The sequence below is a fragment of the Massilia timonae CCUG 45783 genome, from assembly GCF_000315425.1.
Taxonomy (GTDB): Bacteria; Pseudomonadota; Gammaproteobacteria; order Burkholderiales; family Burkholderiaceae_D; genus Telluria; species Telluria timonae.
This window is the reverse complement of sequence record NZ_JH992923.1, coordinates 447,304-462,136: the sequence shown is the minus strand read 5'-3', so window position 1 is coordinate 462,136 and position 14,833 is coordinate 447,304. Positions and strand designations below refer to the sequence as shown.

Genomic DNA, 14,833 nt, shown 5'->3' with positions numbered 1-14,833 from the left:
CAGAAAGCAATCAGGTAAAAGAGCGTATTTTACCCCGTCGCCCTGCGCGCGGCTGCATCGGTCAGCCGCCCGCCGCCCCTTCCTGCGCCGTCCCCGCCGCCCGCCTGGCGTCGAGATAGGCGGCCAGCTGCGCCACCGTCTGGTATTCATACAACAGCTCGGCATTGATCGTCATCCCGGTCTGGCGCTCGAGCTCCAGGGCCACCGGCATCGCCGACAGCGAATCCAGTCCCACCTCGGCGAAGGGCTGGTCGTCGCCCAGCGTCTCGACGCCGCCATCCAGCCCGTACAGCAGGCAGCGCCGCACCAGCGCCCGGGTGTCCTCCAGGCCGGCCGGCGCCGGCGCCTCCATTTTCGCCGGCGCGGGAACGGACGCGCGCGTGGCCGCCTCCCCGGCGCCGGGCGCCCAGCCGGGTTCCAGCAGCGGATCGCGCTCACGGCCCTCCCCCGCCGCCTCCTGGTCCGGCGTGCCGATCGCGTCGGCATAGGCGTCGATGCGCGCCGCCAGGGTCGCCGGCGCCGCCGGCGCGCCATGCTTGAGCTGCGCCCGCAACGCCGACCAGCGGCGCCGCGCCCAGGGGGCCGCCGGGCCGTCGCCGCAGGCTGCCACCAGCAGGGTCCAGGCGCACAGTTCGCCGGCCGCATAGCCCGGGCAGGTCGCGCCGGCCTCCAGCAGCGCCGCGCGCGCCTGCTGCGCCACGTCCGCCCCGTCCAGCACGTCGGCGGCGAACGCCAGGCAGCCGCCGTCCAGCGCGCCGGCGCCCAGGTGCACGTACAGCGCCTCGGTCGGCCCTTCCAGGATGCGCATCACGCGCGCGTCGCGCATCAGGAGCGGCGCCAGGCTCGGCTCCAGGTAGCCGCGCCCGCCCAGCAGCTGCATCAGCATGTCGGCCGCCTCCCACAGCAGCTCCGAGGCCACGCACTTGCAGGCCATGCAGGCTTCCTGCGGCAGGCCGCCGCGGGCGCCCTGGGCCCCATGAGCGCCGCCCCGATCGTCGTAGGCGCCGAGCGCGCGCACCAGCGCCTCGAGCGCGTCGATCGCGCTTGTCAGGCCGTCCAGCCGCGCCAGGGTCACCGGATGCTCGAGCAGGCGCCCGCCCGCCACCTCGCGCCGGCTGGCGTAGCGCAGCATCAGCTGGGCGCAGCGCTTCATGCCGCCCACGCACAGCGCGCCGATGCCGAGCCGGGCGAAGGCCATCGCGTCGCGCGCCACCTCCATGCCGGCGCCTGGCTGGCCCAGCACGTGGGTGTCGGGCACGAACACGTCGTCGAAGCGCAGCGCGTTCTGGACCATGGCGCGCATGCCCATGGTCAGCGCCTCGGCGTCCTGGCGCAGGCCCGGCGCGTCGTCCGGCAGCAGCAGCGCGACCGTTCCCAGCGCCATCCCCTGCTCGTCCAGCGCGCGCGCCACCACCGTGATCCAGCCGGCCCAGTTGGCCAGGCCGATCAGGTGCTTGTCGCCATTCAGGCGCCAGCCCCCTGGGCAGCGCTGGGCGCGGGTGCGCATCGCCAGCGGATTGGCGCCCGCCGCCGGCTCGGTCAGCGCGAACGCGGCCAGCTGGCGCCCGCCGGCCAGGTGCGGCGCCACCGCCGCGCGCAGGCGCTCGGGCGCGAAGCGCAGCACCGGCCGCAGCCCCAGGCCGTTGTGCACCCCGACCGCCGTCGCCAGGGTCAGGTCGATCGCGGCCAGCTGCTCCATCAGGCGCAGCAGGTCGCCGGTCGCCAGCGCCTTGCCGCCCAGGGCGAGCGGCGCCTGCATGCCGAGAAAGCCGTGATTGCCCAGGTCGAGCAGGACGTGCGGCGGCATCGTGCGGCGCTCATCCATCAGGCGCGAGTCGAGCCGGCGCGGCGCCCAGCGCCGCAGCCAGTCGCGCATCTCGCCCGCCGTGCGCCGGCTCTGCTCGGCGGCGCTCGGGTCGCGCCCGTCGCTGCTGCGACGGCGCGGATGCAGTTCGCGCTCCGGATACCGCGCCGCGTACACCACGTCCAGTTCCTCGCGCGCGGCCAGCGCGCGACACAGCGCGCGCTGCACCTTGCCGCTGCTGGTGCGCGGGAAGGATCCGGGCCGCACCAGCGCCAGCAGTTCGACCGTGGTGCCGAAGCGGCTGGCCACCGCGCTGCGGATGCGTCCGACCAGCGCGTCGAGCTGGGCCAGGCTGGCGGCGTCGCCGCGCCCGCGCCGGGCGATGCGCACCAGGCGGCGGTCGGCTTCGAGCACGATCGCCAGCCGTTCCTGGCCGCCGTCGTCGACGCCGAACACCGCGCAGCGGTTCGGCTCCAGGAAACCGGCCACCTCTTCCACCAGCATCTCGACGTCCTGCGGATAGATATTGCGGCCATTGACGATCACCAGGTCCTTCAGGCGCCCGGTGATGTACAGCTCGCCGTCGCGCACAAAGCCCAGGTCGCCGGTGCGCAGCCAGGGTCCGGCGCCGTCCGCCAGCCTGGCCTCGAAAGCGGCCTGCGCCACGAAAGGCGCGTTGCGGTAGCCGCGCGCCACCGCGGGTCCGGCCAGCCAGATCTCGCCGACCCGGCCAGGGCCCGCCGGACGGCAGCTGTCCGGATCGACCGCCAGCAGGTCCACGCCCGGCGCCGGCGGGCCGCAGCTCACCAGTTCGCGCGCATCGGGGTCGCTGCGGTCGGCCTCGCGCACCTGGCCCGCCTCGAGCCGCGACTGGCTGAGGGCGAAGGTGCGCGGCGCCTGCCCGCGCGGACCGCCCGCCGCCAGCAGGGTGTGCTCGGCCAGGCCGTAGCAGGGGAAAATCGCGCCGGGCCGCAAGCCGCACTCGGCGAAGGCCGCGAACAGGCGGCGCACGGTGGCCGCGCGCACCGGCTCGGCGCCGTTGTAGGCCACCGTCAGGCAGGACAGGTCGAGCCGGGCCTTGTCTTCCTGCGTGGCGCGGCGCGCGCACAGGTCCCAGGCGAAATCGGGCGCGCCGGCGCAGGTGGCGCGGTAGGCATGGATCGCCTCCAGCCAGCGCTGCGGCTGGCGCAGGAAGGTCGCGGGCGCCATCAGGACCGAGCGAAAGCCCACGCTGACCGGCGTGACGATGCTGCCCACCAGGCCCATGTCGTGGAACGGCGGCAACCAGCTCACCATGACGCTGTCGGCGTCGAAGCCGAAAGCGGCGCGGATCATGGCGACGTTGGCCGCCAGGCTGGCATGTCCCACCTCGACGCCGCGCGGCGCCATGGTGGAGCCGGAGGTGTACTGGATGAAGGCCAGCGCATCGGGCCCAGCCAGGGGCAACTGCGTCGGCGCTCCTTGCAGCGTATCGGTGCACAGCAGGCGCGTACGCCCGCCATCCATCACGAAGGCCAGCCCGGGCGCGGCCTCGCGCAGGGCCAGCGCCAGCGCCGGATCGGCGTCGACCAGCAACGCGCGCAGATGCCGCTCGCCGCCGTTGCGGCGCGGCAGCGGGGCCGGCACCGCCACCAGGCCGGCGCGCAGGCAGGCGAAGAACGCGGTCACGAAGGCCAGGCCGGGCGGATACAGCAGCAACGCCCGTTCGCCCGGCGCGGCCTCGCGCGCCAGCACCCCGGCCAGCGCCTCGACGCGCGCGGCCAGCTCGCCATTGCTGAGGGATTCCTCGCGCCCGTCCTCGCGCAGGAAGGTGAAGGCGACGTGGTCGGGCGCGCTGCGCGCATGGCGTTCCAGCTGGCGCAGGACGAAAGCCGCCTGCAGCGGCTCGCTCTCAGCCACGATAGCGCTCCTGGTAGGCCTCGCGCGGCGACTTGCCGACGAAGGCGCCGGCGCCGGCGCGGCCGCAGGCATTGGCGACCAGGCTGGCGCCGCGGCGCAGCTGGGCCGGCGTGTGCTGGGCCATCAGCTGCAGCCGCAGCCGCGCCGCGCCGAGCGGCACGCCGGGAAACTCGACCGGGTTGACGAACACCGAATCGCGCGCCAGCAGCATGCCGGCCACGCGCGCCGCGCTTTCCAGGCCGGTCCACACCGGCACGATCGGCGACGGCTCGCCCAGGCAATGCAGGCCGGAACAGGCCAGCAGCGCGCGCAGCTCGACCGCGTTGCGCAACAGGTCCGCGCGCAGCCCGTCGCCCTCGCTCGAGGCGACGATGCGCAGGCTTTCCAACGCCACCGCCGCCTGCATCGGCGACAGCGCGTTCGAGAACATGTGCGGCCCGGCGTACAGCTGCAACTGGCGCCGCGCCCCCTGGCTGGCGCAGGCGACGAAGCCGCCGTTGGTGGCGAAGGTCTTGGAAAAGCTGCCCATCACGATGTCGATCCGTCCCTGCATGCGCTGGCTGGCCACCACCCCGCCGCCGCCCGGGCCCAGCGCGCCCAGGTCGTGCGCCACGTCGACCAGCAGGGTCGCGCCGTATTCGCGGCACAGGTGCTGCAGCAATGGCAGGTCGGGGCTGTCCGCGTCCATGCTGAACAGGCCCTCGGTCACCACCAGGATGCCATTGACCGCGTCCAGCGCGCGGATCCGCGCCAGCAGCTCGCGCACGTGGTCGCAGTCGAGGTGGCGGTGCACCAGCACGTTGCGGGTGGCGCAGGCCGCGCCCTGGCGCAGCGAGGCGTGGGCCAGGGCGTCGATCACCACGTGGTCGAACGAGTGCACCAGGGCCGTGATCACGCCGAAGGCCGCCGCCCAGCCGGTCGGGAACAGCACCAGCTGGTCCAGGCCCAGCAGCTCGCCGAGCGCGCTTTCCAGCGCCTGCGAATGGCGGGTATTGCCCAGCAAGACGGCCGAGCCGGCGCTGTGCGGCCCGGCGTCGTGCAGCGCGCGCCGCGCCGCCTCGTGCACCGCCGGATGGGCGGCCAGCGACAGGTAGTCCTGGGACGCGAAATTGATGCCGCGCGCGGGCGAGGCGCCATCGTCGGCCACGCTCGCCAGCGGACCGGGCGCGCCGATCAGCACCCTGCCGTAGGGCCAGACGCCGTGGCGGGCGCGCAGCTGCACCCAGGCGTCGAGCGCGCCGCCGCGGCGCAGCAGGTCACGCCCGCGCGGCTGGGCGTACTGGGCGACGTTGCCGTCCAGGGCGCCGGAAGCGCCGAGGGCCGCCGGGTCGCGCACCGGGTCGAAGGGAATCGATTCATTCTGCACGGCGTCCTCCAGCTACGGATTCAAGAATGCGGGTTGGCGCGAGCGTGCCGTCGGCGCACTCGCGCTGCTGGCGCCCCAGCAGCGCCGCCACCAGCCCGGGCGCCAGCGGTCGGTCGAACAGGTAACCCTGGGCGGCGTCGACGCCCATCGCGCACAGGTCGCCCAGCTGCTCCGTCGTCTCGACCGACTCGGCGATCACGGAAAGGCCAAGGCGGTGCGCCATCGCCACGATGCTGTCGGCGACGGCGTAGGCGCGCGCGCGGCCGCTGGCGGCGCCCAGGCGGCGCACGAACAGGCCATCCATCTTGAGGATGTCCACCGGCAGCTCGCACAGGTAGTTCAGGCTCGAATAGCCGGTGCCGAAATCGTCGATCGAGACCAGCACGCCGGCGCGCCGCAACTGGCTCACCACGGCGCAGTTGGCCGCCAGGTCCTCGATCAGGATACCTTCGGTGATCTCGAGATCGAGGCAGGCGGGCGGCATTCCGGTCTCGGCCAGGATGGCCAGCATGCGCCCGGCCAGGCCCGGCTCGCGCAGCTGGCGCGCCGACAGGTTGACCGCGGTTTTTATCTCCGGCAGGCCGGCGGCGTGCCAGGCGCGGTTCTGCAGGCAGGCGCAGCGCAGCACCCACTCGCCGATCGGGACGATCATCCCGGTCTCCTCGGCCAGCGGGATGAAGCGGCCCGGGTCGATCCGGCCGTACACCGGATGCTGCCAGCGCACCAGCGCCTCGACCCCGATCACGCGCCGCTCGCGCAGCTCGACCTGCGGCTGGTATTCGATGAACAGCTGGCCCTGGGCCAGGGCGTCGCGCAAGCCGTTCTTCAGCGCCAGGCGCTCGCTCTGCGGCGGCGCCAGCGCGCCGGCGGCGGCGCCGGCGCTGCCCGCATAGAAGCGCACGATGTTCTGGCCCCAGCCCTTGGCGCTGCGCATCGCGATGTCGGCGCGCTTGAGCAGCGCGTCGACGTCGCAGTCCGGCGCCGGATAGAGGGCGATCCCGACCGCCAGCGTCACGTAGCAATCGCGTCCCGCGACCGTCAGCGGCGCCGTGAAGCGGTCGAGGATCTTGTCGGCCACCAGCTGGGCGTCGGCCTGGCTGCCCAGGTCTTCCAGCAGCGCCACGAATTCGTCGCCGCCCCAGCGCGCCACCGTGTCGCAGTCGCGCAGGCAGCGCCGGATCGCGCCGCCGGCCTGGTGCAGCAGGATGTCGCCGGCCTCGTAGCCGAGCGCGTCGTTGACTTCCTTGAAGCGGTTGATGTTCAGCAGCAGCAGCGCCACCAGGCGGCCGTTGCGGCGCGCGCGGTCCATCGCATGGCGCAGGCGGTCGCGCAGCAGGCGCCGGTTCAGGAGGCCCGTCAGCTGGTCGCGCTGGAAGCCGTCGGCGCCGTCCAGCGGCGCACGGGCGTCGGTGACCGGCGCGCCCAGGCTTTTCGCCACTTCGGCCGGCCCATCCTCGCCATGGCACAGCACCCGGTTGCGGCCGCCCGACTTGGCCAGGTACAGGGCCTGGTCGGCGCGCACGATGGTTTGCGCCACCTTCTCGCCCAGCCGGTACTCGGCCACGCCGGCCGACACCGTCAGCGTGATGGTGCGCTCCGCGTCAAGGCAGCGCAGGCCTTCGACCGCGCCGCGCACCCGTTCGGCCAGCGCGATCGCGCTCGCGGCCGGCGTCTCGGGCAGCATCAGCAGGAACTCTTCTCCGCCATAGCGCCCGAAGGCGTCGAGCGCGCGCAGCTGCTCCTGCACCGTGCGGGCGAAGTCGCGCAGCACGGCGTCGCCGGCCGCGTGGCCATAGGTGTCGTTGATGCGCTTGAAGAAATCGATGTCGAACAGGCACAGGCAGAACTCGCTGCCATTGCGGTCGGCGCGCTCCTTTTCCTTTTCCACGAGGTCGAGCAGGAAGCGGCGGTTATGGATGCCGGTCAGCTCATCGCGGATCGCCAGCTCGTTGATCGTGGCCAGGGCCTGGCGCAGGCGCGAAAAGCCGTCGTTCTTGGTCAGCTCGAACAGCAGCACGAACACCAGCACCACGACGTACAGGCCGAGGTCGCACACCAGGTGCAGCAGCGGCATGTCGGTCCGCGGCGTCAGCGGCTGGGCCAGGCCGTTGGCCTCCAGCAGGTAGATCAGGGTGGCGCTGGCGCAACTCATGGCCAGCCAGAAACCGGCGCACCGCTTCCCACCCAGGAACATGGCCACCACCGGCCCCGTGATCAGCCAGCTGACGGTGGGCGAGACGATGCCGCCCAGGTGCCAGCTGAGCCAGCTGAAATTGAAGAACAGCGCGCACAGGAACACTTCGCGCGCCGCCACCGCGCTGCCGGTCAGGCGCAACACCGGCGGCGCCGACAGCATCACCGCGCAGCACAGCAGGATCTCGACCGCGGCCGTCTCCAGGCCCAGCAGCCAGTAGGCGAGCGCGTACAGCGGCCCGGCGGTGCCGGCCATTACCGCCGCATTCACCACGTTGCCGGCGCGTGCCGCCTGGGCCGCGTCCTGCTGCAGCGCGGCGGGGATGAAGCGGTGCGCGACGCCCAGGTAGCGCCCGCTCCACCGCTGTGTGCTGTCGTCGTCCATGTGATTCCCAATACCCGTTTGCACACCCGTGCGGTGGTCGCTCAAGGTCAGAGTGTAGGTAGGGAATTTCCTAACGACTTTATTTTCAAACAGATAGTTAGCAGGAAAATGCTGACCGATCGGCGCAGTTTCGGGATGCGAAATGAATGACGCGCGCCAACAACAAGGTGCTGGCGCGCGTCGGCGGGAGGGAGTGGAGCGGGGCTTGGCGCCCCGACTCGCGTCAGTCGTTCTTGACGACGATGCTCGGGAACTTGCTGCTCATGTCCTTTGCCTTTTCGGCGATCTTGACCGCGACCTTGCGCGCGATCTGCTTGTAGACGGCAGCGACCTGGCCCTCCGGATCGGCGACCACGGTCGGACGGCCGGCGTCGGCCTGTTCGCGGATCGCCATGGTCAGCGGCAGCGCGCCCAGGAAATCGATGCCGAAGTCGGCGCACATCTTTTCGCCGCCGCCATGGCCGAAGATCGCTTCGGTGTGGCCGCAGTTGGAGCAGGTGTGGGTGCTCATGTTCTCGACCACGCCCAGGATCGGGATGCCGACCTTCTCGAACATCTTGAGGCCCTTGCGCGCGTCGAGCAGGGCGATGTCTTGCGGGGTGGTGACGATGACGGCGCCGGTGACCGGCACTTTCTGCGACAGCGTCAGCTGGATGTCGCCGGTGCCCGGCGGCATGTCGACGATCAGGTAGTCCAGGTCGCGCCAGTTGGTTTGCTCGAGCAACTGCTGCAGGGCGCCGCTGGCCATCGGGCCGCGCCATACCATCGGCTCGTCCGGATCGATCATGAAGCCGACCGACGACACCTGGATGCCGTGGTTCTCGAGCGGCTCCATGCTCTTGTTGTCGTGGCTGACCGGACGGCCGGACACGCCCAGCATCATCGGCTGCGATGGGCCGTAGATGTCGGCGTCGAGCATGCCGACGCTGGCGCCCTCGGCGGCCAGGGCCAGGGCCAGGTTGACGGCCGTGGTCGATTTGCCAACGCCACCCTTGCCCGAGGCGACGGCGATGATGTTCTTGACGTTCGGCATGACCTTCATGCCGCGCTGCACGGTGTGCGACACGATCTTGCTGTAGGCGCGGATGGCGACGCCTTCGACGCCGGGCAGTTCCAGCACGGCGGCGGCGGCCATGCCGCGCAACATTTCGACCTGGCTGGCGGCCGGGTAACCCAGCTCCAGCTCGAAGGTGACCTGGCCGCCTTCGATCTTGATGTTCTTGACCGACTTGGTCGTGACAAAATCTTTTTGGGTGTTAGGATCGATGACTTCCGACAAAGCGGTCTTGACGTCGTTCTCAGTGATGCTCATGGTGCTCTCCGGATGATATTGGGGCGAAGTGTAGCGCAAAACGGCCGGCTTGCTGGGCCGATGGACGCAAAACCGGGCAATACCCCCTGAGCGCGCAGGGCCATCCACTGGTAAAATGCTTCTTTTCATATAACCCGAGCGTTTCGACACCATGACCCGCAAGCTGTTCGTCACCACCGCACTGCCCTACGCCAATGCTGCCTTCCATATCGGCCACATGATGGAATACATCCAGGCCGACATCTGGGTGCGCTTCCAGCGAATGCAGCGCGACAATGGTACGCAACGCGAGGTGCATTTCGTCTGCGCCGACGATACCCACGGCACGCCGATCATGATCGCGGCCGAGAAAGAAGGCATCACGCCGCAGGAATTCGTGGCCAAGATCGCTGCCGGCCGCCCGCAATACCTGAACGGCTTCCATATCGCCTTCGACAACTGGTATTCGACCGATTCGCCGGAAAACGTCGAACTGTCGCAGGGCATCTACCGCAAGCTGCGTGATGCCGGCCTGATCGTCACCAAGACCGTCGACCGCTTCTACGACACCGCCAAGGGCATGTTCCTGGCCGACCGCAACATCAAGGGCGAATGCCCGGTCTGCCACGCCAAGGACCAGTACGGCGACAACTGCGAAGTATGCGGCGCCGCCTACCAGCCGACCGAACTGATCAACCCGTTCTCGGTGTTCACCGGCTCGACCCCGGTGCTGAAGCCATCGGAGCAGTATTTCTTCAAGCTGTCCGATCCGCGCTGCTTCCAGTTCCTGAAGGAATGGCTGAACACCCCGGGCCGCCTGCAGCCCGAGATGGTCAACAAGGTGTCGGAATGGCTGGGCGAAGAAGGCGAAAAGCTGGCCGACTGGGATATCTCGCGCGACGCGCCCTACTTCGGCATCCCGATTCCGGATGCGCCGGGTAAATTCTTCTACGTGTGGCTGGACGCGCCGGTCGGCTACCTGGCCAGCCTGAAAAATTACTTCGAGAAGCAAGGCAAGGACTTCGACGCCTTCCTGAACGATCCCGACGCCGAACAGCTGCACTTCATCGGCAAGGACATCGTCTCGTTCCACCTGCTGTTCTGGCCGGCGATGCTGAATTTCTCGGGCCACCCGATCATCGACAAGCTGAAGGTCGCGGTGCACGGCCACCTGACCGTCAACAACGAAAAGATGTCCAAGTCGCGCGGCACCGGCATTTCGCCGCTGCGCTACCTGGAACTGGGCATGAACCCGGAGTGGCTGCGCTACTACCTGGCCTTCAAGCTCAACGCCAGGGTCGAAGATTTGGACTTCAATGGCGACGACTTCGTGGCCCGCGTGAACAGCGACCTGATCGGCAAATACGTCAATATCGCCAGCCGCTGCGCCGGCTTCATCGCCAAGCGCTTCGACGGCAAGCTGGCCGACAGCCTGTCGCAGACCGCCCGCGACACCATTTGCAAGGCCCTGATGGCAGACGGCGCCGAGCGCCAGACCAGTATCGCCGCCGCCTTCGAGGCGCGCGAATATGGCCGCGCCCTGCGCGAGATCATGGAAATCGCCGACGTCATCAACCAGTACGTCGACGAGCACAAGCCCTGGCTGCTGGCCAAGGATGAAACCAAAACCGCGCAATTGCACGACGTATGCACCACGGCGCTCATCCTGTTCCGCCAGCTGACCATCATGCTGGCGCCGGTGCTGCCGAACGTGGCGGCGCGCGTGACGGAATTCCTGGGCGATGCCGAACTGAGCTGGGCCGACACCCATGGCGCCGCCGTCTACGAAACCATGCTCGGCCGCACCATCGGCGCCTATGCGCACCTGATGCAGCGCGTCGATGCCAAGATGGTCGAGAACCTGTTCGACAAGCCTGCGCCTGCCGCGGTTCCTGCACCGGCGCCGAAGGCTGAGGCAACGCAAGCACCGCAGGCCGAGTCGGCCGGCGACAGCGACATCGAAGCCCTGGCCCCGGAAATCTCGATCGACGACTTCACCAAGATCGACCTGCGCGTGGCCAAGATCGTCAACTGCGAACATGTGGAGGGCTCGAGCAAGCTGCTGCGCCTGACCCTGGACGTGGGCGAAGGCCGTCACCGCAATGTGTTCTCGGGCATCAAGTCGGCCTACCAGCCGGAAGACCTGATCGGCAAGCTGACCGTGCTGGTCGCCAACCTGGCGCCGCGCAAGATGAAATTCGGCGTCTCGGAAGGCATGGTACTGTGCGCCTCGAGCGCCGACGAGAAAACGAACCCGGGCCTGTACCTGCTGGACCCGATGCCGGGCGCGACGCCGGGCATGCGTATCCGCTGAATTGTTAAGGCATGAGGCCGCTCTACCACCGGCACGGCTGGTCGTAGAGCGGCCTCATGCAAGCCTCGGGAAGCATTCCCGAGCTTGTGGCGTGTGTGTACAATGCCATGTTTTAAATATGACAAAACGCCGCCACAAACTCTTTTGATAGGTAGCTAATAATATGACCGATTTGACTCCTCTCCGCCATATCCCAGAAGCCAATGTGTTCCGTAAGGGCGACGTCTTCGTCCTGTTCGGCGAACTGTTCGGCCGCGGCTATGTGAACGGCCTGATCGACCAGGCGCGCGCCGCCGGCATGACCATCGTCGGCGTCACCGTGGGTCGCCGCGACGACAGCGGCGCCCTGCGCGCCCTGAACGACGAAGAACTGGCCGAGGCGGAAGAGAAACTGGGCGGCCGCATCATCAATGTGCCGCTGATGGCCGGCTTCGACATGGACGCCCCGGAAGGCGAACAGAACCCGACCGAAATGCTGTCCGGTATCACCCTGAAGAACTGGCAGGAAGAAAAGCTGGACTGGGAACGCATCGAGCGCTGCCGCGCCGCCGGTGTGGCCCGCTTCACCGGCTCGGCCGCGACCGTGATGGCGGAGATCGACAAGCTGGTGCCGGAAGGCGCCAACGTCTTCTTCGCCCACACGATGGCCGGCGGCATCCCGAAGATCAAGGCCTTCCTGGCCATCGCCAACCGCATCTACAAAGGCCGCGGCGAGCGCTTCATGTCGTCGCGCGCCCTGCTCGACAGCGACTTGGGCAAGCTGATCCTGATGAACTTCGACGAAGTCTCGGCCAACACGCTCAAGTACCTGATCGATGCGTCCGCAGCCATTCGTGAGCGCGTGACCCAGGCTGGCGGCGAAGTGCGCTACACCGCCTACGGCTACCACGGCACCGAGATCCTGATTGGCGACGAGTACCAGTGGCAGACCTACACCAACTACACCCAGGGCTACGCCAAGATGCGCCTGGAATCGATCGCCGAAGCGGCCTGGAAGAACGGCACCTTCGCGACCGTGTTCAACTGCCCGGAGATCCGCACCAACTCGTCCGACATCTTCGTCGGCGTCGAGCTGTCGCTGTTCCCGCTGCTGCGCGCGCTGAAGAAGGAAGGCGGCGGCGCCTGGGCCGACGAGCAGTGGCGCATCTGTGAAGAGCTGCTGGGCGAAGGCACCTCGCTGCAACAGTTGCTCGACACCATCGAGGGGTACAATAACGATGCGACCAGCGCCACCTTCCGCAACTTCGAAGCCTGGCCGATGGACAACACCCCGGAGCTGGCCGACGTCATGATCGGCACCTCGGAAGCCATCACCGGCCTGCACAAGGACAAGAAGGCGCTGATCACCGATCACCTGTCGAGCCTGGTGCTGGAAGGCGCCGGTCCGTTGATGTTCCATGGCGCGTCGGAAAAAATCGCGCCGGTACTGTGGCTCAACCACGACATCATCGCCCGCCAGCTGAACGAGTTGCACAAGTAAGACTTGACGCCGGCGGCGGGTGGCAGAAGAATCTGCCCGTCGCCGGCAACCAGCCGTCATTTATCTTAAGCGAACCATGATCTTCTCGAAAAAACACGTGATGTACGAATCCGAGCACACCAAGTTCATCTCGGAGCTGAAGAAGCAGAATCCGCACCTGGACGCAGGCCAGGTCGCCGGCCGCGCCCTGCTGTGGGACAAGGAGCCGGTCTCGCTCGACGAGCAGGCCCGCATCCAGGAATCGCGCCTGCGCCAGCAGGCCTACCCGTACCAGACCAAGGTCTGAGGCCAGGAGCGCGCGCATGATGCCCCAGGGGGCGGCCGAGGGGGAGGATATCCCTCTGGAAGCCGCCGTGGATGACCAGCATGCCGCGCCATCCTCGCCGGAAGACGCCGCGATCGCGCGCCTGTATGGCGAACCGCTGACGCGCCTGCCCAACGACCTGTACATCCCGCCCGACGCGCTCGAGATCTTCCTCGACGCCTTCGAAGGTCCGCTCGACCTGCTGCTGTACCTGATCCGCAAGCAGAACTTCAACATCCTCGACATCCCGATGGCGCAGGTGACCCTGCAATACCTGGAATACGTGGAACAGATCCGCAAGAGCAACCTCGAGTTGGCGGCGGAATACTTGTTGATGGCTGCGATGCTGATCGAGATCAAATCCCGCATGCTGCTGCCGAAGCGCCAGGACGACCTGGTCGAGGATGTCGGCGACCCGCGCGCCGAACTGGTGCGCCGCCTGCTGGACTATGAGCAGATCAAGTCCGCGGCCGTCGCGCTTGGCAATGTGCCGCAAGAAGGCCGGGACTTCGTGCGCCCGCAACTGTTCGTGGAACAAGGCCTGAACACCGCCCTGCCCGACGTCGATCCCTGGGACTTGCAGCGCGCCTGGCTCGACGTGCTGCGCCGCGCCAAGCTGACCCAGCACCACCGGATCGGGCGCCAGGAATTGTCGGTGCGCGAGCATATGTCGGCCATCCTGCGCACCCTGCAATCGCAGCGCTTCGTCGAGTTCGGCGATCTGTTCGCGGGCCAGCATACAGTACCGATCGTGGTCGTCCATTTTGTCGCCATGCTCGAACTGGCGAAAGAAACACTGATCGAAATTACCCAGGCCGAGCCCTTTGCACCGATCTACGTGCGCCTCGCCTATTCGCCGGCTTGATGCCGGTTTATTCTCATCCGTTCACCATGAAAATCATTTCTTCCATTGACGAATTGCGCGACCAGTTGCGCGGCCAGCTGCGCACCGCTTTCGTGCCGACAATGGGCAATCTGCACGAAGGCCACCTGTCGCTGATGCGCCTGGCGCGCCGTCACGGCGACCCGGTGGTCGCCTCGATCTTCGTCAACCGCCTGCAGTTCGGCCCCAACGAGGATTTCGACAAATACCCGCGCACCTTCCAGGAAGACGTGGCCAAGCTGGAAAAAGAAGGCGTCTACGTGCTGTTCGCGCCGACCGAGAAGGATTTGTATCCCGAGCCGCAGGAATACCGCGTGCGTCCGCCGGAAGGCCTGGGCAATACGCTGGAAGGCGAGTTCCGCCCCGGCTTCTTCGAGGGCGTGTGCACCGTCGTGACCAAGCTGTTCTCGTGCGTGCAGCCGCGCGTGGCCGTGTTCGGCAAGAAGGATTACCAGCAATTGATGATCGTTCGTAATATGGCGCGCCAGTTCGCCCTGCCGACCGAAATCATCGGCGCCGAGACTTTCCGCGCCGAGGACGGCCTGGCCCTGTCCTCGCGCAATGGTTACCTCTCGAGCGACGAGCGGGCCGAAGCCCCGGTGCTGTACCAGCACCTGAACGTGGTGGCCGACACCATCCGCGGCGGCGAGCGCGACATCGAAGCCGTCGAAGCACGCGCGATGGCGGCCCTGGCCGGCCGCGGCTGGAAACCGGACTATGTTTCGGTGCGCAAGCGCATCGACCTGCAGGCGCCGGAAGCTGCCGACCTGGAGCGCGGCGAGCCGCTGGTGGTGCTGGCGGCGGCCAAGTTGGGCGCCACCCGCCTCATCGATAACCTGGAAATTTGATCGATGCCAATGCTGCACGATTGATTTCCGGATTGCAACAAGATTGCAAAGAGCGTTATACTTCCG

At 68.2% G+C, this 14,833-nt stretch carries 9 protein-coding genes; 5 read left to right on the top strand and 4 right to left on the bottom strand.

Annotated features, from left to right (window positions below; translation table 11 throughout):
* Positions 1-61: 61 nt before the first annotated feature.
* The 4 genes from HMPREF9710_RS12115 to apbC all read right to left on the bottom strand — a co-directional run bounded on the left by HMPREF9710_RS12115 (position 62) and on the right by apbC (position 8,959).
* The gene (locus tag HMPREF9710_RS12115; protein WP_005666718.1) at positions 62-3,703 is read right to left on the bottom strand and encodes an AMP-binding protein; all 3,642 of its coding nucleotides are present in this window, start codon (positions 3,701-3,703) and stop codon (positions 62-64) included.
* On the bottom strand, positions 3,696-5,069 hold the full coding sequence (locus HMPREF9710_RS12110; protein ID WP_005666716.1) for an aminotransferase class I/II-fold pyridoxal phosphate-dependent enzyme: 1,374 nt from the start codon (positions 5,067-5,069) through the stop codon (positions 3,696-3,698). The genes HMPREF9710_RS12115 and HMPREF9710_RS12110 overlap by 8 nt, the downstream gene beginning before the upstream one ends.
* A complete protein-coding gene (locus HMPREF9710_RS26575) occupies positions 5,059-7,647 on the bottom strand; it encodes a bifunctional diguanylate cyclase/phosphodiesterase (protein ID WP_005666713.1) in 2,589 nt (862 codons plus the stop codon). The genes HMPREF9710_RS12110 and HMPREF9710_RS26575 overlap by 11 nt, the downstream gene beginning before the upstream one ends.
* Positions 7,648-7,870: 223 nt before the next feature.
* Positions 7,871-8,959, bottom strand: coding sequence for an iron-sulfur cluster carrier protein ApbC (gene apbC / locus HMPREF9710_RS12100; RefSeq protein WP_005666710.1), 1,089 nt, complete (start codon positions 8,957-8,959; stop codon positions 7,871-7,873).
* Positions 8,960-9,110: 151 nt separating this feature from the next.
* Between apbC and metG the strand changes: the two genes are divergently transcribed.
* From metG to panC, 5 genes are all read left to right on the top strand, one after another.
* Positions 9,111-11,252, top strand: a complete 2,142-nt coding sequence (gene metG / locus HMPREF9710_RS12095) for a methionine--tRNA ligase (RefSeq protein WP_005666708.1) — start codon at positions 9,111-9,113, stop codon at positions 11,250-11,252.
* Positions 11,253-11,415: 163 nt separating this feature from the next.
* Positions 11,416-12,732: an enoyl ACP reductase FabMG family protein gene (locus HMPREF9710_RS12090; RefSeq protein ID WP_005666707.1), complete on the top strand. Its 1,317-nt coding sequence runs from the start codon at positions 11,416-11,418 to the stop codon at positions 12,730-12,732.
* Positions 12,733-12,808: 76 nt separating this feature from the next.
* Positions 12,809-13,018, top strand: coding sequence for a DUF3460 family protein (locus HMPREF9710_RS12085; protein WP_005666706.1), 210 nt, complete (start codon positions 12,809-12,811; stop codon positions 13,016-13,018).
* Positions 13,019-13,034: 16 nt separating this feature from the next.
* Entirely contained in the window at positions 13,035-13,901 is an 867-nt protein-coding gene (locus HMPREF9710_RS12080; RefSeq protein ID WP_005666705.1) for a segregation and condensation protein A, read from the top strand.
* 26 nt (positions 13,902-13,927) lie between these two features.
* The gene (gene panC / locus HMPREF9710_RS12075) at positions 13,928-14,767 is read left to right on the top strand and encodes a pantoate--beta-alanine ligase (RefSeq protein ID WP_040776163.1); all 840 of its coding nucleotides are present in this window, start codon (positions 13,928-13,930) and stop codon (positions 14,765-14,767) included.
* Positions 14,768-14,833: the final 66 nt, after the last annotated feature.